10 protein-coding genes are annotated in these 20,096 nt (G+C 56.7%); 2 read left to right on the top strand and 8 right to left on the bottom strand.

All coding sequences use genetic code 11. The annotated features are described in order from the left end of the window. Positions 1-24: 24 nt before the first annotated feature. From SH139x_RS20155 to SH139x_RS20135, 5 genes are all read right to left on the bottom strand, one after another. Positions 25-2,634: a c-type cytochrome domain-containing protein gene (locus SH139x_RS20155; RefSeq protein ID WP_488351562.1), complete on the bottom strand. Its 2,610-nt coding sequence runs from the start codon at positions 2,632-2,634 to the stop codon at positions 25-27. A 10-nt stretch (positions 2,635-2,644) separates the two neighbouring features. Beyond that, entirely contained in the window at positions 2,645-5,140 is a 2,496-nt protein-coding gene (locus SH139x_RS20150; RefSeq protein ID WP_488356054.1) for a DUF1549 domain-containing protein, read from the bottom strand. Positions 5,141-5,239: 99 nt separating this feature from the next. Further along, a complete protein-coding gene (locus tag SH139x_RS20145; RefSeq protein ID WP_488351561.1) occupies positions 5,240-7,768 on the bottom strand; it encodes a PPC domain-containing protein in 2,529 nt (842 codons plus the stop codon). A 59-nt stretch (positions 7,769-7,827) separates the two neighbouring features. Next, positions 7,828-9,135, bottom strand: coding sequence for a DUF1501 domain-containing protein (locus tag SH139x_RS20140; protein WP_488351560.1), 1,308 nt, complete (start codon positions 9,133-9,135; stop codon positions 7,828-7,830). A 716-nt stretch (positions 9,136-9,851) separates the two neighbouring features. After that, positions 9,852-10,262 carry a hypothetical protein gene (locus SH139x_RS20135; protein WP_488351559.1) on the bottom strand — a complete coding sequence of 137 codons (411 nt, stop codon included), beginning with the start codon at positions 10,260-10,262 and terminating at the stop codon, positions 9,852-9,854. A 283-nt stretch (positions 10,263-10,545) separates the two neighbouring features. Here SH139x_RS20135 and SH139x_RS20130 point away from each other — a divergent pair, with 283 nt between their 5' ends. Together SH139x_RS20130 and SH139x_RS20125 are read left to right on the top strand one after the other, a co-directional pair. Next, positions 10,546-11,469, top strand: a complete 924-nt coding sequence (locus tag SH139x_RS20130) for a lipase family protein (protein ID WP_488351558.1) — start codon at positions 10,546-10,548, stop codon at positions 11,467-11,469. Positions 11,470-11,814: 345 nt separating this feature from the next. Further along, positions 11,815-12,807, top strand: coding sequence for a DUF1573 domain-containing protein (locus tag SH139x_RS20125; RefSeq protein WP_488351557.1), 993 nt, complete (start codon positions 11,815-11,817; stop codon positions 12,805-12,807). A gap of 25 nt (positions 12,808-12,832) precedes the next feature. On the opposite strand, the gene SH139x_RS20120 is transcribed toward SH139x_RS20125, so the two are convergent. From SH139x_RS20120 to SH139x_RS20110, 3 genes are read right to left on the bottom strand one after another with little or no spacing between them, the layout of a single operon-like run. Further along, entirely contained in the window at positions 12,833-13,837 is a 1,005-nt protein-coding gene (locus tag SH139x_RS20120; protein WP_488351556.1) for a hypothetical protein, read from the bottom strand. Continuing rightward, positions 13,834-16,254, bottom strand: a complete 2,421-nt coding sequence (locus tag SH139x_RS20115; protein WP_488351555.1) for a hypothetical protein — start codon at positions 16,252-16,254, stop codon at positions 13,834-13,836. Before SH139x_RS20115 ends, SH139x_RS20120 begins: the two co-directional genes overlap by 4 nt. Continuing rightward, complete coding sequence (locus SH139x_RS20110) at positions 16,251-20,096, bottom strand: hypothetical protein (RefSeq protein ID WP_488351554.1); 3,846 nt, start codon at positions 20,094-20,096, stop codon at positions 16,251-16,253. The genes SH139x_RS20115 and SH139x_RS20110 overlap by 4 nt, the downstream gene beginning before the upstream one ends.

The following is a 20,096-nucleotide window of genomic DNA, read 5'->3' as shown; positions in this document are numbered from 1 at the left end:
ACCTTTCCGTTTCATCAACACTCGCTATTGGCCACCGTAGGCAGATTCGTAAAGCGAGCGACGATCGGCCAACTTTTGCCGTTCTTCGGACACTCGTTCGGCTTCGGCTAAGGCCTCGGCTTGAGCAGTCTCCAGCTTACGTTTCTCGTCGCGAAGCTGATTGACTTGAGCTTGGAGGGCTTCGAGCTGTTGCTTGAGTTGATCCAATTCGGTCCCTTCGCTGGTCAATTTCTCCGCAACCGCGGTGGCAGCCGTCTGCGACGATTCGACCGCTGCGGTGAGCGAGGCAAGCTTCGTCGCTGCTTCCGACTCGGCTGCTGCTAGCTTTTGCTCCGCCGTCTTGAAAGCTTCCAGGTCGGTGGCCAATTGCTGTGCCTTGGCAACGGCATTGTCACGGGCCGTTGTGGCTTCGGCGACCAGCGTTTTGGTCTGCTCAACTCGGGGAGTCAGTTCCGTCGCTACTTTCTGCGTGTCGGCTATGTTCTTTTCCAGAGTCACAACGGTCGCCTTGGCAGCTTCTGCTTTGGCCATCGCCGCTTTGAGCGTCATGCTCGCTTGTTGACTGTTGGCACGCGTCTCGGCTAATTTCGCTTGCAGTTGGCTGAGCGAAACTTCAGCTGTCGCCAAAGTTGGCTGGGCTGCGTTGATTTCGGCGACCAGCTTTTGTAGTTGCTCTGCCGCCGCAGTTCGACTGGCTTCGTTGGCAACCAGGCTCTGCACCTGCTTGGCGTGCTCGGCAACAGCCGCGGTGCGTTGTTCTTTGAGCGGGGTCAATTGTTCGCTTGTGGCGCTTCCGGAGTTTTCCAGTTCGGCAATTTTAGCGTCAAGGTTTTTCAAGTTCTCGGCCGCCGCGTTGCGGGCTTCCGAAGAGGTCACCAAAGCCGCTTCGTGTTGCGTCACTGCCGTTAGGCTGGCGGTTCGTTGTTCAATTAACGCTCCGATCGCTGCTGACTTCTGCTGCACATCGGCTTCCGCGGCGGGGAGCCCCTGCTGAGTTTGTTGCATAGCGGCGATGGCTTGGTCGGCGGCCGACTTGGCAGCCACTTGTTCCGCCTCGGCCTGAGCGGCCGCTGGTTTGGCGGTCGCTAATTGTTGGTTGTAAGCATCCAACTGGGCGGTTGCCGTCGTGAGCTGTTGCGTCAGGCTGGCCAAAGTCGCCGCACGTTCATCAAACACTTTGGTGGCTTCGTTGGCGGCCTGTTGGGCGCTGGCCAGTCGCGTCTCCAAAGTCGGTGGGTTGGGAGTTAGGTCGGTGACTTGATTAGGGTCCTCCGCATTCCACATCCGCACCTGACCAGTCCAGTCACCGGCCACCACGTGCGAACCGTCGTGAGTAAAGCAGACCTTGAGCACCGCTTCGGGCATCGCCGGGAAGGATCGAATCGCGTTGCCGTTGGCGTCCCACAATTTCACTAGGCGATCTTTGCCGCAGGTGACGATTCGCCCGTCGCGCGCCATGGCAATCCCGGTCACGCCTCCGCCGTGCGCGTTGATACTTTTCACTTGGTTACCATTGAAGATCTCCCACAGCTTGACCGTGCCATCGAGCGATGCGGAAGCGACCAAGTTCGAGTCGGCTCGCCAGGCAATCCCACGAATCGCGTCCTTGTGGCCAATCAAGTCTAGGTACAGCCGTCCGGTATCGGCTTCCCAGAGCACGAGTCCGCCGGCGCGATCGCCCGAGGCGACCAAGATTCCGTCGGGGCTATAACGAACGTCATAGACCCAGTCGGTATGTTTCTTTAGCTCGAAGACCATTTCGCCGCTGGTAGCATCATGGATGCGGACCATTCGTTTGGGACCCCCCAAAGCGATGCGAGTTAAAGTATCGTTGGCGTCGCTGCCAAAAACAATATCAAGTTCATCACCACAGCGCGCCACCCGATCACCGGTGCGAATGTCATACAGCACGGCCAGTCCCATGCTGCTGTGCTGGCCACCACCGACGAGCAAATAGCTTCCGTCTCGGGAGAAGGTGAGTGACTGCGGTTCGCCCTCGGGAAACGGGAGAATTCCGGCCAATTCTTTGGTGTCGGAATTGTATAAGACCACTTGCTCTTGTCCGCCGATGGCAATCAGCGGCGCCCAAGGGCTGGTTGCCAACGCGGTTACGGCGGCCGGCCTTGGCGTCACCATGGTGGGCTGTTTCCAAACCGACTCGGGCATCGCCGGCTCACCCTCCGGTCTGCCATCGGCAGACATGGAGAAGGAGAGTTTGTTGGCCTTTTTCTTCTTCGCTTTGGAGCCGGCATTCTCCAGCAGCCCGTTATCGATCCAACGCTTTACCGTATCGATCAACGGGTCGGCCAATTTGTCTTGCCCTGGGGGCATCACGGGCGTGTCCTCGTGAGCCATCAACTGCCACAATCGGCTCGAACCGCTGTCTCCGTCAAAGACCACTTCGCCGCCAGCACCACCTTCGATGACGGAAACGTAAGTATCCAGCGCTAGGCCACCTTTTGCCTCATTTTGGTTATGGCAAGTAAAGCAGTGTTGGCGAAGAATCGGCCGCACGTCTTCCTCATAGGTGACTCTCGCTTCCTCCGCAGCATCTTCGGCCGATAGATTGACAGAAATAATACCGCTAAGAATCAACGGTAACGCCATCGTTACAAACGTGTGCTGAACTCGCATAATGACCTGCTTAGTGATTGAACACATACTCGCGACTGTTCAAGATTGCCCAAAAGACATCCTCAAGCCCTTGTTGAACATTGGCTGCTTCCGCAACTTGGTCGGTCAACAGCTTGGTTTCCTCCGGGGTCGGTTGACGACAGAGGGCGCGTATATAGAGTAATTCGATGACCTGCTCAGGAGTCTTTTTCTCTTCCAATAATTGCTTGACTAGTTGTCCTTGCAAGACTTTTTGGTGGACCGATTCACCGTTGAGCAGATGGAGCGCTTGTGAAAGGCTGGGATCGGTCGTTGCCTCGCAGTCACAAACCGTGTTGCGTGGAGCGCGTCCGAAAGTATCTAAGAAATAGGTGCTAGTGGAACCATCGGCGATTTGCACAGCCCGCGCCCCCAGCGGCAAGCCGCGAAATTTGTCTTTCGTCTGCGTGACTTGCGACAGACAATCGAGCAAACTCTCCGCCGGGATACGACGAATCGTGGCAAACGCGTAATTGCGAGTATCGCTCTGATTCGACTCATTGGAGAGCGAGCTGCGTTGGTAGGCTTGGCTGTTACAAATGTCACGCACTAAACGCTTGAAGTCAAATTTATATTCCGCCAAGCGGTTGCCCAGTTCCTGGAACAATTCAGGATTGCTGGCAGGGTTGCTGATGCGAATATCATCGACTGGGTCGACCAAGCCGGAGCCCATAAAGTGAGCCCACACGCGGTTGGCGATCGACGTGGCAAAGTAGGGGTTATCAGGTTGGGTGAGCCAGTCGGCCAACACCTCGCGACGATCTTTGCCGGCTGTTTCAGGCGCGTCACCGCCGAGGAACTTGGGATCCATCTTACGGCCGCCAAGTGGATGATTCACCTCGCCACCGAAGCGGTTAAAGACGATCGTCTCGCGATAATCTTCGCCTTGCTTGCGACCAATTTGGCTGAAGAAAGCGGCGAAACCGTAGTAATCGTCCATCGTCCAGCGATCGAACGGGTGATTATGGCACTGGGCACATTGCGTGCGGATACCCATGAAGACTTGCGCCACATTCTCGGCGGTTTTTAGGGTATCACGTTCAATTTGATAAAAATTAGTTTGCGGCGTGTTAAACGTTCCACCACTGCTGCCCAATAAATCTCGCACCATTTGATCGATTGGCACGGAGCGGGCAAATTGATCTGTCAGCCACTGATTGTATAGGAAGGCCGATTTGTAACTGACTTGATTGCTGCTCTTGATCATGATTAGTTGGGCAAACTTCATCGCCCAGATTTCGCTGAACTCTTTGCGTTCCAGCAGACGATCGATCAACTCGGCGCGTTTGTTGGGTTCGGCGTCGTTAACGAACTGGCGATATTCTTCTTCGGTAGGTAGCAAGCCGGTAATGTCAATCGTGACGCGGCGGAGAAATTCTTCATCGCTGCACAGACCGCTGGGGAGTATTCGCAATTGTTGCAATTTCTTGCCCACTAACTGATCAACGTAATTACCTGTGATCGCCGGTGGGGTGTATTCAAGACCGGTTGGCAGGGTCAGCACTTGGCTGCCCACCGTGTGGGTGTCAAAGCGGGCCATCACAAACGCTTCGCCACGTGAGCCGGCGATCACGCGGCCAGCTTGATCGATCTCGGCGCCGCTTGTGTTGTTCGAACTGAACGCGGCTAACGTGGTGACGTCCCGCGTTGTTCCATCTGCGTAAGTGGCGACCGCCAAGAAACGCTGGCCGCTCCCCTCGCCCTCGATGACGGCTTGCGGTGGATAGATGGCGACCGACTCCACAGCAGGAGGCATGTTCTCGGCCGGGTCAGCGGGAGCTTCGTTCTGCAGCCACTCCAGGATGGTGGCGTAGTAGGGCGAATCGGCCTCAAACAATTTACCGCCGGTGTGTGGCACGGCGCCGATCGCTTTGAGCAGGAAGAGACTTTGGTCGGGTCGCGCCAAGTTAATCCGACGGAAGCCGATCTCCCGCGTGATGCGTTGGTAATCACCAACCGGATCAAAGCCGAATAGGCTGAGGTTAAAACCATCTTTTCCTCGCGCCGCCCCGTGACAAGACCCAGTGTTGCAACCTGACCGCGTTAGCACGGGCATCACATGTTTGGTAAAGCTGATCGGTGGGTGTACCGTCGCCCCTTTGACTTCCACGGGGATCGTCACGCGAGTGCCGCCGAAAGTGCACGCCAGTTCGGTGGCACCATCGGCGATCGGATAAAGATTTCCGTTCTCGATCTTGACCAGTGATTCGTCCATCACGGCCCAATCGGCCTGTTCGGTGATGTCGACAGTGACGCCATCTTCACGGCGCAGTACGGCGATGAAACCTTGATAGTCACGATCGGAATTGAGCGAGATGGTGGGCGGGTAAACTTGCACCTCCGGTCCATCTAGCTTTTGTTTGCTGCTGGAAGGATCGGGATCGGGATCGGGTTCCGCACCACGAATTGCTGGTCCAAGTGCAATGCCTGTCAGTAGTGCCGCGAATCCCAGCCCGCGAGCGCATCGGCGGGAGGCACTATGGATCAGATGATTGAGGCAGCAGTTCATCGCAAACCTTCTGAGGGGAGGTCAATGGTTCAAATTCTTGAGTCGTATGGCAGTCACCCGCTCCGAGCGGACTGGCTCTCATTTGTCTTTTTCTTTTTGCAGACGCAATTGTTCGATGCGACTGAGTGGCTTGGGGGGAGCTTCCACTTTGGGTTGCTCAGCCGGTGCTGGAGTGGCCGCCGCTGGCGCGGGCTCCTTGGGTGCCGGCAGTGGCACGTTGATTTGCAGTTCGCCGGTACCTTGGGCTTGAGCAATGTCACCATTTGGTGAGTGCACCACAGCTTGGCAAACCAGTGTTTTATGATTCCCAGCCCGCGCGTCGGCCGCGATGTCGATCGGAAAAGTGACTTCGGTCGTTTCGGCGGTGATCGGTTGCGTTGGGGCGGGAGAGGTGACTCCGGCGGGGAGCCCGACCAGCGTGACTTCGGCAGTCCCTTCAAAGGGACGGCTGACCTCAACATTGACGAGAACTTGCGCCGAGGTGCCTTGTTCGACCGACGCCTTGTTGAAGCCAAATTTGAAGTAAATATCTTCCACGTTGAGCTTTACCGGTTGCGATGAAAGCATCATCGAGCCGTTGCCGATATTTGCAAACGCAACCACCAACATCGGCCATTCACCGATCGCGGCGTTGCCGTTTGCCGTGATCGGTATTGTAACTTCGGTTTGTCCTTTTTCGATCTTACGACTGTTGTTTGTGCTGAGGCCGGGGGAAACATATAGCAGGCGAACAGGAATCGCTTCATCGAACCCTTCTTTGCGATGGGCAATTACTTTCAGCTCCGTAGAGCCCAAACGCACGACCGGCGTGGTGGGCTGTACCAGCTCAATGGTAACCGGAGCCTCGGCGGCCACGGAGACAGCAGCCCGATCGGCTTGGAAACCCCAGACATCGACGCGGTTTTGACCCGCGACCAATTTGTGCCGTTGCGAAAGATGCCCAATTAAGTCGGGTTGACCGTTGCTCGGTTTCGCTTGCAGGTCCACCAGCGTGGCCGCGATTGGCGCGTCAGCGGCTGCGGATAGCAGAAGTGGAATCGTGGGCCGATTGGCGGGCATCGTAAAGGTGGTGGCCGTGATGCCAGGGGGCAAATTTTCCAGCATTAACTCGAGGTCGCCGCCAAAATTGCGTCGCTCCGCATTCACCATCACGGCGACCTGATTGCCACGCGGGATGCTCAATGTGGTCGCTTGATCACGATTTACCTCCGGCAAAGTGAGGTTCAACTCGGGTTGCACTTCTTCCACTTCAATTCGGTACGCGTAGGCGGGACCGCCATTCTGCAAATGGTCGCGGACCCGAATGACATAAACACCATCGGCCGGGGCCGTAAATTCAGCCAAGCTATCGGGGCCTCCGGAATCATCGTTGCCGGCTATGCGTTTGAAGTCGGGACCGAAAATGTCAGTGACCGCATCGAGTGGCGATCGCAGAATGGTGCGAGCAAAGAGACGCGTGACGATCTTTTGCCCTTGCTTTGCCGTGAAGGCAAATGAATCGTTGTCCCCAGGTTTTTCGATGGTGCCACAAAACGCAGCAGGTAATGGTTCGGCGGCTGCGTTAGGCTCGCGAATGTTGTCATTCGGCTCCTGTTCGACCGTCACCGGCATGGGCAGCACGCGAACCATGTTGGGAGAGGGGGCCACGCCAGAATCGGTTTTCACAGAAACCGGATGTTCAAAGCTGGCCAAGTCGGGCAGCGTAATGGGCGACTTCCAAGTTGAACCGTCGGCACCGACAAAGCTCGCTTCAACGGTTTGTCCAGGCACGCCACCGGCGGGAACCACAGCCACGGGGCGGGGAAAACCACCAACGTGAAGACGATAGTGCGCGTTCCCATCGCCGCCAAACGAGCTGTCGCGCACAACGATTATATAAGTCCCGTCGGCGGGTGCTTGAAAAGCACACAGCGAATCTTGTTGCAACAGCGGTTCATCATCACTAGTGACTTGCTCGAACCGATTTGCGTCCAAAATCGCAATGTAAGGATCGAAAAAGTTTGAATTGTTGTTGGGATAGTATGCCAGCCTTACCCCTTCGATCTCACAACTAATACTTTGCCCTTGTTTCAGATCGACGGCAAAGTAGTCTTCATCTTCGCGTTGTACGATTCCTGTGACCGTAACATTGAGGTCAATTTTTTGCGGCGACTCGAAATCACTGTTTGGCTCCACTTCCTCGATGACCGGCAACGCTCCGACGCTAAGTAATCGTAAGTTCGAGATGCCAGTCTCCGTGACCAACCGAAATGGATATAGGCCGGGAGCCAGATCGGCTTGCGCGGTTAACGTGACTTCGACTTTTGCATTATCAATCGGCTTGACTTCGCTGATTTCGATCCCCGGACGATCGAGTAGGATTTGCGTGGCATCTTGCAGTCTGGCACCCGTCAACGTGATCGTCGTCGTCTCGCCGCGGACCACACCCGTCGGCGAGATGCCATTGACCACCGGCTGTGCGGCCCCGGCCAGGGATGTTCCCATGATGGCCCAGCCAACCATCCAAGCGAAGCACCAACGCATCGCTTGAGCCCTATAAGCAAAATGCTCTTTGGTCAACGAGCGGATGCTAGCTAGATGATGGCAGATACGACGATTCAAACGCATGGAAATTGCTCTCGATTATGGTGACGAGCCTCAGGGTACGCTCGACTGCGAGGTGTTGCTTAGACGATCAAGTCTTGGATGACTTTCCCGCCATCAACGATTTCGATGGGGCGATCGCCGGGAGCCATCAGCTCTTTGTCGGCAACAATCCCCAGCAGGTTGTAGACCGTCGTTGCCAAGTCTTCGGGGCCGACTGGATCGAATTCGGGCTCCGTTGCCGTTGCATCCGAAGCACCATAGATCATGCCACCCTTGATGCCACCGCCGGCCAGCATCACGCTGAAGACTTTCGGCCAGTGGTCACGACCGGCATCTTGGTTGATCTTTGGTGTGCGGCCAAACTCGCTGCTGACCATCACCAAGGTGCTATCGAGCATACCCCGTGAGCTGAGGTCATCGAGCAGCACCGAAAGGGCTTGGTCGAGCGGCGGCATCTGGCCTCGCACGGCGCTGGTAATGTTTTGGTGGTGATCCCAACCACCATAAGTCAACGTTACCAAGCGAACACCCGACTCGACTAACCGACGAGCCATCAGCAATCGCTGGCCCGCTTGGTTGCGGCCGTAGGCGTCACGCAAGGTGGCGTCTTCTTTCTCAATGTCGAAGGCTTCGCGAGCTTGGGGCGAATCGAGCAAGCTATAGGCGCGCTCGTAGAACGTATCCATCGCACCCACGTTGTCGGCCGACACCATTTGGCCAAAACGCGCGTTGATCGCTTCCAAAGCGGTTTTGCGTCGCACGAAGCGAGCTTCGTCGACTCCGCCAGCGAGGTTCAAATCGCGGACTTTGAAGTTCGCTTGAGCGGGATCCGCACCTAACGCAAAGGGACCGTACGATGACGACAAATAGCCACTGCCAGCAAACTCGTTGGGTGCATTGGGAATGCAGACGTACGGAGGCAAATTCTTCCGTGGGCCATACTCGTGGCTGATCACGCTGCCGAAACTTGGATACTGCAAAGCGGGGCTGGGCTTGTAGCCGGTGAACATGTTGTGCGTGCCCCGCTCGTGAGCCGCTTCGCCGTGGGTCATCGAACGGATGACGGCAAACTTGTCAGCACGTTGTGCCAATTTCGGCACCGCGTCGCTGAACACCTCCCCCGTGTTCGTCTTTACGGTGCCCATTTCGCCGCGGTATTCCAGCGGGCTGTATGGCTTGGGGTCAAACGATTCCTGCTGGGCCATTCCGCCCGGCAAAAAGACGTGAATGAGGCTGGTCGCTTTGGCCTCAAGAAAGTCGTAATCCTTCTGTTCCGCTCGGGCATCACGCAGCATCAGCAATTGAGGCAAGGTCAATCCCAAGCCTCCAGCAACGCCAGCCTGCAGCAGTCCACGACGGCTAAAATTGTTTCCACGGCATCGAGTCACGAGCGGATTCTCCCATTCGGGGATGAAGGTGTGCAGGAGCAAAAGAAAGTGACAACAAACGACGTTACATGGAAGAAAAAACGGCCAATCATTGCAAATCGCAAACCTTCACGCGAAGGGCGGCACGGTTTCTCTCTGGCACGTTGATTGAATATCAAGTCCATGAAGTACAAAACTGCGGTAGCGATAGAAACGTTTGCCATGGTGTGGATGGCTCCACAAATTCCAAAGCTTGTTTCTGGTAGGTGGGAACTGTTGACAATAACAGTTGTAGCAATGTTATAGGCAGGAACCATCGGCATCGTAAAGCCAACGGTTGGAGTTGTCAAACTTTTGGAGTGACAATTTATCGATATACGATAGGAAGCAAACGTATAGGATCCTGACGCCCTGTGTACGCTTGGTTACTGTACGCAATTTTCTGGGCAGACTACCGGGTCTGCCTCCGCCCGTCCACTGGGTTCAGGTAGCGTGCGGTGCTGTCGAGATTGCCCGCGGCAGCGCAAACGTGCGTTGAGGGCCGCGGACAGTTTTTTCTAGCTGCTTAGTGGCAAGTGCTATCATACCCAAGCGTAAACACTTAGGAGAGCGGGAGAGGTGCTAGCTGGCAATCGCGGCTGGAATGATCAGTGGCAGCGAGCAAGGGCTAATGCCGCCGCGCCGTGCGTGTGAGGCGAGTAGTACAACTCTCCATGCGTCCCCCAGTAAGGGGCTGGCTAGCTTTTCTGACGTTTTGGCACGTCGAGCTGTTCGGCGCGTTGCCCATCGCTTCCATAGAACAGAATTTTTTTTGCATTTAAATCGATGACGGCGGTCAGTTTGACGCTCCGCGGCCCATGCATGCAGAAGTAAACACCGCACGGTTTGCCCCGTTTGACAACAACACGTTCAGTCATGGGAAACGCGTCGATTTCGAGGTGCCCCAGTTCGGCCAAGCGACCACGAACCAGTTGACGTAACGCATCCGATACAGCACCCGACTGAGGCCAACCAATCATAAGCTGAGTTACTCCCGCAAAGGTTCCTAAAATCGAGGTTCCCTCCTCGACCCGCGACCACGCTGCCGCAGCCAAAACAGCATATCGGACCAAGGAGCCCAACAAATTGAAATTTGCAATTCGGCTCATGCCATTATCTGGCCCCTTTTCTCGACCCTTTCCGATCAAACGTACTTTGCCGTTGGCAAGAAATTATTCTGGGCATATTCGGCCTGTTTCATTCATGCTCGCGGAGCGTTATTAGCGTTAATGCCGCCTTGGTCAACGGCTTGGTCCACGCCATCTTGGGCGGTCCCCTGCTAGCGGCTAAGATAGCGGCGCTCCGTAGAGGCCGCCCGGTTGCCGCTCCGGTTGGCGGGCAAAGGCAATTGCTAAAGCGGCTGTCTGGTTTAACAAAGCTGGAGAGTCCCGAGTGCCTAAGGTCATTCAAGATGTTGGCGAAAAGCCACTGGTTCTGCACAGTGACGTGCGTGGCCCCATTGCCGACTTGAGTTTTCTGCAACGTTCATTGTTGTTCGCTGAACTGGCGATGATTTCTTACAACGACGAGGCCGAGGCACAGCTGGCCGCTGAGGCAATCGGATTTTCGGACGCGTCGCTGTTCGATGACGACGGGGCGCAAGCATACCGCTTTCGCAATCGATTTGATTGCGTGATCGCTTGTCGGGGAACTGAGCCGCATGAATGGGAAGATATCGAAGCAGATGTGAATGTGGGGCGGGTGTTGGCCGAGACGGTGGGGAAAGTCCATCGCGGTTTCAAGGGAGAGGTCGACCATTTATGGCCCATGTTGGAAGAGGTGTTGTCAAGCAACACGCTGCCGCTGTGGTTCTGCGGCCACTCGTTGGGGGCGGCGATGGCAACAATTTGTGCGGGACGTTGTTTGTTGTCACACATTTCCAGCAATCCCGCTGGGTTGTATGCCTATGGCTCACCCCGGGTAGGCGATAGCGCTTATGTCAATTACGTCAAATTTCCTTACTATCGCTTCGTCAACAACAATGACATCGTGACTCGACTGCCACCCGCTTGGCTGGGTTACAGGCATTCAGGGCGCGAGGTCTACTTCGATCGTGGAAATCGTTTACGTCAGTTGACCGGGTGGCGGCGCAGCGTGGATCGTTTGTTGGGAATGGTTCGCGGCTTGGGGCGAGGCAAGATCGATGCGCTCTCGGACCATCAGGTCCACGCGTATGTGGAGTGCATCTTGGCCGAGCTCAACGCAGAGGCAAAAGTGATTGCTCAAGGAGGTGATGAAGTCGAAGGGCAGGATGTGGCATTACCGGCCCCTCCTCCGCTCGAGGGCCAGCCTCCCAAAGAACAAACTGCTGGCTAGATTTCTTTAATTGGTCTAGGTTTTTAGCAGAACCTGAGGAATTTTTCTCCACTTTCTGCGTTTCTACCCTCGTGGGGTTGTCGCCACAGCGGGCAGGTTTCCATGGCTTAATAGTTTTTCGGGACTAGCGGCGAGCAACGAGTGCCGCATGCGTTTTGGGAACTAGCGACCGCCAACCTGTATTTTGTGAGCTAGAGTGGAAGAACTTCCCGCGATTGGCGATCGCTGAGGACCCACCCAATTATCCATCCCGCCTAAATCGTCTTGGCCCCAGGTGCCGAGAGCTGGTGGTTGTCTGCGGCAGCCACCAAGGCCATCTACCGTCAACTATTGAGATTTGATTCCATGCAACGCACCTTGATGGCTTTGGCAGCCGTTTGTTTGACCGCCAGTTGGACCACCACACTGCCGGCGGCCGATTGGGCCAAGAGCATGTTTCCCGTCAAAAGCCATGATTTCGGCACGGTGGCGGTTGCCGCCAAGACGGAGTTCGTGTTTCCGATCAAGAATCGCACGAATCAACCGATTCATATTTCCAACGTTCGCGCCAGCTGTGGATGTACGACGCCGATTTTGAGTCAGCAGTGGATTCAGCCCGGTGAAGAAGGCAGCCTCACCGCTCGCTTCAACACCGGCTCATTCCATGGCAAGAAGGGTGCGACGTTGACCGTCGTGATTGACCGACCCGTATTTGCCGAAGTTCAACTACGCGTCGACGGCTACATTCGGCGTGACATGGTGTTTAATCCGGGGGCTGTTGAGTTCGGCAAACTGGATGCTGGCGAGGGTGGGCAAACAACGGTCTCAGTGGCTTACGCCGGACGTGGTGATTGGCAAATTTTAGGCATTGAATCTCCCAGCCCCTTGTTGACCGCTCAGGTGCAAGAAGCTTCGCGAAGCGGTCAGCGGGTCGACTATCGCATCAACGTCTCCCTAGCTCCGAACGCGCCCGTTGGTCTGTTGCGAGAGAACCTGATTGTCAAGACGAATGATCGTTCGATGCCTCGCGTGCCGCTGGCCGTCACTGGCGAAGTTTCCGCGGCCCTGAACGTTGCTCCGCAAACCTTCTCGGTTAACGAAATGAAGCCGGGGGAATCGATCAAGCAACGTTTGGTGGTGACCGGTAAAGAACCCTTCCAAGTGACTGAGATTGTGTGCCCCGGTTTTGATGTTCAATTTAAACCATCCGAAAAGTCACTGAAGGCCCATGTCATCACCGTGGATCTCGTCGCTCACCCCAACCCGGGTGCTGTGAAAAGCAGGTTGGTTGTGAAAACAGACGGCGGTGAAGCGATGACAGCTGAATCCATCGTCACCGGTGAAATCATTGACCGCTGAGTGCAACCTGGCAGCTGGCCGCTGCTCAACTGGCGGGCCGCTGTTCCAACGTGGCTAACTCCAACAACAGAACTTCCAACTGGCGATAATATTCGTCGGCTGGAAGTTCTTTTTTTTGATCCCTTAACTTTTCAATTTCAATTTCCAATTCGCCGACTTTAATTCGTTGCTCGGCGGTTAGCGCTGGCAGTTCGGCCAGCAATGTAAGGATGATGCGAGCGGCGTCTCGACCGTCGGGTTGCTGGGCCGCGGCGGCTTCCTGGACCAAGCGGGTACCGCGGAAAAAATTGGGAGGCGTTCCCAGCTTGTCGCCGTTGTCGTCGATCAAAGCGTGTTCGGTCAGCAAGCGATCGTCTTGCTCATAAAATCGCTCGGTCAGTGAAGCGGCCAGCAAAAACGCTTCTAAGATCGAGATGCGATCATCATGATCAAGATCGGCGGCCGGGTTTGAGATCGCGCCAGCCAGAAAACGCCCGAAGTGAGCGAAGTTTAATTCGTCGCCCGCTTGGGTCGCCGTGATGATGGTGCGGTTTTCACCCGAGAGCGCCGCGATGAATGGTCCGCTGGCTGCGGCGTTGTTGATGACGACTAAAGGGCGTTCTGAATTGGAGAGCAGCAGGGCTAGTTGTGCTGCCGAGATGTCGGGGCCGCGGAGGTTGAAATTGGCAACGTTGCTTTGAAAGGTTCCATGGCCGATCAGCACCAGCCAAAGTGGCTCGGAGGAAGCGGGCGCAGCGGCCAGCGTCGCCAACACGCGGATCAGCTCGTCACGATCACTCGCTTGGCTCGTGCCCTTTGCCGCTGGGCCGATTTGCGTCACCTCGCCCCCTTGCTGCTCAGCCAGCGTTTGCCAACTGGCGGCCCACTGGTCGAATTCCGCCGCGTACTCCGGAGTCCCACCCGCTCCCACGACGATCACGAAATCATCGCCGTAGCAACGCGTCGTCGCGGGTGCATTTGGCAGTACTGGGGCGAGCAAGCCGATAAGCGCCAGCCAAACGAGTTTAGCCGGCCGGTTGGCCACAATCATGGTAACCCTTTCCATCGTCGAATTCCCCATTCGCTGCAGAGGCACAACAGTGCTAGACCACAAACCCACCAGCGATGCCAAATTGGGAACTCCCAGAACTCGCGAACTGGGACGGGCGTGTTGATTAATTCCTCGGTGAATTGATCGACCTCACTCAAAGGAATGACTTGGCCGCCGGTGCTCTGGGCCAGTTCTTCGAGCGTCGCCAGGTTGGTTCCCAGGTTGGCAAACTCACGTTCCGCGGGATCGCTGGCCCAGCCCGTTTCGAGAGTTCCCAGCTCGCCGCCGTCGGGGCCCGTGGCGGTAAACTTGGCACGATATCCGCCTGGTGTTTTAGGCCAAAAATCGACGCTGTAGACGCCTCGTTCTTGCACGATCGGTTCGAGCTCTAACTCGACGGCTTCACCTTCGACGGGCGTTTCAATCACCACGCGAATATTGGCACCGTCGAGCGGCGTAAAGTCCACATCACGAGCGGCTACGAGCAAGCGAACGGTGTCTGGCATATCCCCCGGCTCGACGCGCGCCTCGAGCCGCCGCGCCACATCACTGACCAACCAGCGGACGAGTTGTCGCCAGACTTGTGGCGGGTCGTCGCGGTTGGATGATTCGTTCGTTTGGTTGGCAACGGCAAAATCGGTTGCCGCGGCCGATTCGCCATCTCGCTGCAACGACCACCGCCACAGGTCTCCGACCATCAAGGCGGCAGTCCGGCCGCGCCCGAAGGGTTGCGTGACCAAGGCCGGGGCAGACCTGCCCGCTTGATCTTCAGCAACAGCCAGCACCGCCGCTCCGGGCTTGATCCGGCCAACCCGATTTAACACTCGCAACGGCGGCGCGGCGAGCAGTCGCTCCGCTTCCGCTTGTTCGGTGCCTCGCAACCGCAGAAATGGTTGCAGCAATCCTTCCCGCGTGAGTTTCAATGAGAAGGGGGCGGCGGGTGACTCTTGGTTGTTACTTTGCTGAGCAAACCGGCTGGGGAAATAGACTGGGGCCAGTTCCCCCAGCGGCGTATCGGTGTAAACCCCTTTTTCCAAAGCATCTTCACCACCGAGCATCAGCAGCGCGCCGCCACGGTTGCTGACGAATTGGCGTAACAACAGCAGTTGATCTTGCGTAAAGAAACTGGCTTCCACGTCATCGAGAATAACGGCCGAATAGGGAAACAGCGTCTCGGCATCTTTGGGAAATCCACCAGCCAACTCTCCAGCGTCCTCCACTCCTAACCGAATGATGACCGCCTCGTCGAGTTGTTCGGCAGCTTCTTCTTCGGTGCCTCCCAAACCAGCAAACAGCGGATTCGCCGAGGAGCGGACATCGGCATCGCGAAAGCTGAACTTCGGTTGGCTTTTGGCAATCCGCAATAAAGCGACTAAGCGAATTTCAGCATCTTCATCAATCGCACGGCGGATAAATTTGAACTCCCAGTTGGGCCGTCCAGAGAGATATAACACCGGAAAGGGACCGCGATCTTGGTTGACGGTGACCAGTTTGCGATTGTTGAGAACGGTCGCCTCCACGCTCGATGTGCCCGCTTCGATGGCGTTGGGTTCGTCGGCCAACACGCACTCCAACGCGTAAAATGAGACCCCCGCGGAGATGGGGCGAAAGCGGAATTGCACCGGTTGAGCCGGCAAATCGGCTTGCAGTTCCAGCGTCTGTTGCTCAATCAACTCACCCGCCTCGTCACGCAAACGCACCAGCACCGAGCGGCCATCGAGTTGTTTGGCTACCACGTTGGCGTTAATCGTGACCGGAGCCGTTTCAAAATTGGTTTCCGAAACGGCGATGTTTTCAATACCTAAATCGCGCAGCTGGCTGGCGTCGGCATCACGCACCGGATAGATGGGAAAGCCCAACTGTTGCCAAGTCTCCAGCGGCGTGGCGTCGGTTAAATTTCCATCGGTAAACAACAGACACCCGGCCACCGGACGTTGACTGTAGCGACTGCCGAGAGTTTCCAGAGCTGACCGTAAATTCGAGCCCGTGCCGGTGAACTCTAAAGCGGAGAAATCATCAATTTGTTGCAAACGGCTGTCAAACTGATAGCGTCGCACGTCAAACATTTGCGCGGCCTTCGTCAGCCACTTGGGTTCGTCGCTCAGCAACTCCGAAATGCGATCGGCATCACTGTCTTTGCGCTCGGCATTCCGCACCTGCATGCTCTGACTGGTGTCGACCAAGATCGGCAACATGTTCGCTTGCGGTCGCGGACGGGTTCCACGACCAAGTGGTTCGATTAAGCAAACCGCGATGATTGCGATGCCGACCAGTTTCAACACCAGCGCCAAGAAACGCCAACCTGTCAGACCGCTGACCAAATAGTTTCCAAGTGCCGCCAGGCCGACGATCAACGCAGCAATCACCGCTGGCCAAATCCAGTGGGGCGAACCAATTAAGTATTCGTCAATGCTCAACGGTCTGTCCCTAATTGTTCGTAATATTTGCGGACGGCATCGGTGAATTGATCGGGAACCGGATCGCGATCCATCGGCACAATCGCATTCCGCTCGGCAGATTGACGCAGCAGTTCCGCTCGCACGTCCAGTTGCAGCTCGCGGAGCGGCTTGGCCAACATCTCCTCAACCTCGGACCAAGTCGGTGGCTTGGAGTTCCGCGTGTACTCACGTCGCAGTTCGCGGGCACGATCTCGAATGCCGGCGGCTTGGGAGCGAAGTTCGGCGTCTTCGAGCATGTCTTCGACTTCGCGAAGTCGATCGGACCATTGCGAAAACCCATCTCCCGTGATCGGACGCGGCCCAGCTGAACCAGTGGACGATTCGCTCCAGAAGTCTTCCAGTAAACCGCCACCACCAGCGCTGCCACCGCCTTGTCCTTGTCCTGGCTGTTGTCCTTGGCCTGGCTGTTGTCCTTGTCCTGGCTGTTGTCCTTGTCCTGGCTGTTGTCCTTGTCCTGGCTGTTGTCCTTGGCCTTCTCCTGGCTGTTGTCCTTCACCTGGCTGTTGTCCTTCACCCGGTTGCTGGCCTTCACCCGGTTGCTGGCCTTCACCCGGCTGTTGGCCTTCACCCGGCTGTTGGCCTTCTCCTGGCTGTTGTCCTTCTCCTGGCTGTTGTCCTTCACCCGGTTGCTGGCCTTCACCCGGTTGCTGTCCTTCACCTGGCTGCTGTCCTTCACCTGGCTGCTGTCCTTCACCTGGCTGCTGTCCTTCACCTGGTTGTTGACCATCACCTGGTTGTTGACCATCACTTGGTTGTTGACCATCACTTGGTTGTTGACCATCACTTGGTTGTTGACCTGGTTGTTCGTTGGCCAATTGGTTAGCGAGTTGCTCGAGTTCGTCGTTAGCGCGTTGCAGTGATTCTGCGGGGTCACCCAAAATGGATGCGGTGGCTTTTTGGATTTGTTCGTTGAGTCGCTCGAGTTTTTCGCCAGCGGAACGGCTGGCTTGTTGAGCTTGCGGATCGTAACCGCGCCGCAGCAACTCGCCAGTCAACTCCAGCTCATCGGTTAATTGATTTCGTTGAGCTTCGGCCTGCGCTTCGTAGAGCTGGTTAGCCACTAAGGGCTGACTCGCTTCGGATTGCCTGACGGTTTCGCGGAGGTTTTCGACCAGTTCCTCAGCTCCTTGTCGTTGTTGGTCAAAACGTTCCGCTAATTCGTTTCGACCATCTCGTTCTGCGCGCAGGCCAGCCCCCGCGGTGGGGTCGTCAAGTTGGCTGATTTTCTCTTCCAGTTCAGCTTGTCGGTTGATCAATGCGTCAGCCTGCTGTTTCAGCTCTCGCATCTGCTCCGCCAGCAAGTCCGACGTTTCCCGTTTGAACTGGTCTCGCGTATCTTCCAACGTGCGTTCGGCGCGACTGCCGGCGGCCAACGCTTGCGATGGTGCTTCGCGCTCCAGTGCCTCGGCCGATTCACGCAGGTTCTCGCGAGTTTCTTCCAGTCGCTGCGCAGCATCCCGAGCCGCTTGACGCGTGGCCTGATTGCTGGCTTGGCTATCGCTCTGTTCGCTGGCGGCGGACTCATTGAGCCGGGCTGCCAAATCGTCGGCATCGCGAAGCAAGTCTTGCTGTTGCTCGCGGAGACGCTTCAGCTGACGGCGGGCGGCTTCCTCCTCCTCCGCCGATTTAGCTTGCTGCAATGCCAGCTCGGCGGCGCGCAGTTGCTCGTTCAAGTCACTTTGCCGACGCGCCAAATCTCGCAAGCGACTGAGGATATCTTGGGCTTGATCGGCGGGTGAATTCTCCTCGGCCTGAGCCGCTTGGCGTTGTTCATAGCGATTGGGATCATTTTCTAGTTCGAGTTGGTCCAGCTGACGTTGCAACTGAGATTGACCGCCGCCACCACCTTGGCTTTGTTGCTGTTCGGACTGCGAAACCGAGAACTCGCGGGCTCGCAGCCGCAGCATCGCCGCGTAGGCCGCCTGGGCGCTTCGCAAGGCCTCATTGAGCTCATCGCGTTGACGGTTTGCTTCCACATCTTGCAAGATTTCTACCGTGGTTTGCATGAAATCTTCCACTTCACGGACCAGCTCCGGCGAACGATCGGGGGGAAGGTTTTCAGTCAGTTGATCAAGTTGGCCGATCGCATCCCCCTGCGCGTCGGCAATTGCTTTCACGTCGGGCAGAAACCGCTGCAGCAACGTGGGATCGCCCACGTCGACAGCCAGGTCTGCTTGCCGGGAGACATTCCAAATAGCGGCGACAATCTGCTTTTGAATCTCAGCCAACTGTTCCGCTTGTTGAGCTTGTCCGCCGCCTCCCGACTGGGATGGCTGCCCGCCGCCGGAGCCTTGTCCTTCGCGGAAAATTTGCTCGAAGGGGCGCACTTCGGCAAAGAAAATGTCGCTGTTGGTGCGGCGGACTTTGCCGTCGGGGCCAATGTCTTCCGCCCAAAAGTGATAGCTCAGCAGTTGGTCGGGTTTCGCATTTAGTTTTTCAAAATCGACCGTGTAGGCTAGCTCTTTGGCGGCTAGCGTTTGTTGGTCGGAGTCGTCGACTTTGAGAATTTCAACTTCCGTCGGCTCGACGCCATCGATCGAGTAGCTCAAACCCACTCGCTGAATCCCAAAGTCGTCGTCGACATCAGCGGCTAGTGGAAGTTCTTCGAGCGGTGAGACGGTGGCATCGCGAGCGGAGGCCAATTTGACCTCCGCGGGGCGGTTAGGCAGCACCCGCGCCATCAAGGTTGGTGGAAACTTATTAGCACGGCCTTGTTGGTCGGTCAGGCGAAGTTGCCAACGAGTCGATTGCGTGATTTGCGTTTTCACGACCCCCAACAATGGGTCATTGGGATCGAACTGCAACGCCAGCGGCTCGCCCTCTTGTTCGGGTATCAATTCAGCTGAAGCGACAGGCTTGTTAAGGTGTAATCGCCACTCCAATTGCGAGCCTTCGACGACACTCACCCGCATCGTGTCCTCGACCAGCTTTTCTTCCAAACCGGTGTAGCTGGGAGGCAGAATTTGAGCATCGCTGCGGAGCATCCGCGGATAGTCAAAAACGGTGATGACGAATTCGTCACTAGTGAATGGTGGCGCCGCTACGCGATAACGCAGCTCGGCATTGATGCTGGGAAAGTAGCCAGCGAAGACGGGGTCATCCAAGTTGCGTTTCATCGGCAGTTGGATCGACTCGTCCCCGGAGTTGCTGATCAGCGTCACATCGCTGGGGACTTCGGCGGCGGGGAAGCGTGCCGTGATCACTAGGCTGGTTCCCCGTTCGACTTCGGCGTTGCCCGGTTCGACTACCATCGAGCCGGGAGCCGGTTCGTCGCCAAGTTCCGCCGCGAGCTGGGGTCTCGCTAACGGGGTCGCCTGGAAACCCAGCAGGGAACCGAAGAGCAACAGCATCGAGGTCCACATGGCAAGCCGGGCGGTGCGTAATTTTCCTTGGGGTACGGTCGCGGTCCAGCGGCTCGGGCCACCGTGCCGCACAACTTCTTCGACGAGGCAACCTTGCAGGTATCCCAGACGCCCTTGGTTGTCCCGCTGTTGCTCGAGAGCGGCCAGCAGACGTTGCTTGAGGTCGGGATAACTTGTTTCCACACGAGCCGCGATCGCACGTAAGTCGGTAAAGGATCCGAGCGCGATTATGCCGCTGACGAGCAAGCCCACGGCGGAGAATGCGGTGATTCCCAAGGCCAACAGCGATAGGGCCGCGGGGGGCTGCCAGCCGATCAGCCAAGCCAGCCACATGCCGCCCGCGCCGAGCATCAGCCAAGCGGTCGCGAGACGAAGAAATCGCAGGCGACGAAAACGCCCACGCACGGCGATTAATAATCGTTTTAGTTCCGCGTCCAT

It is taken from the genome of Kothea flammea (assembly GCF_052161645.1).
Classification (GTDB): domain Bacteria; phylum Planctomycetota; class Planctomycetia; order Pirellulales; family Pirellulaceae; genus Laterigemmans.
The sequence above is the reverse complement of the archived record's forward strand: the minus strand, read 5'-3'. Positions and strand labels throughout refer to the sequence as shown.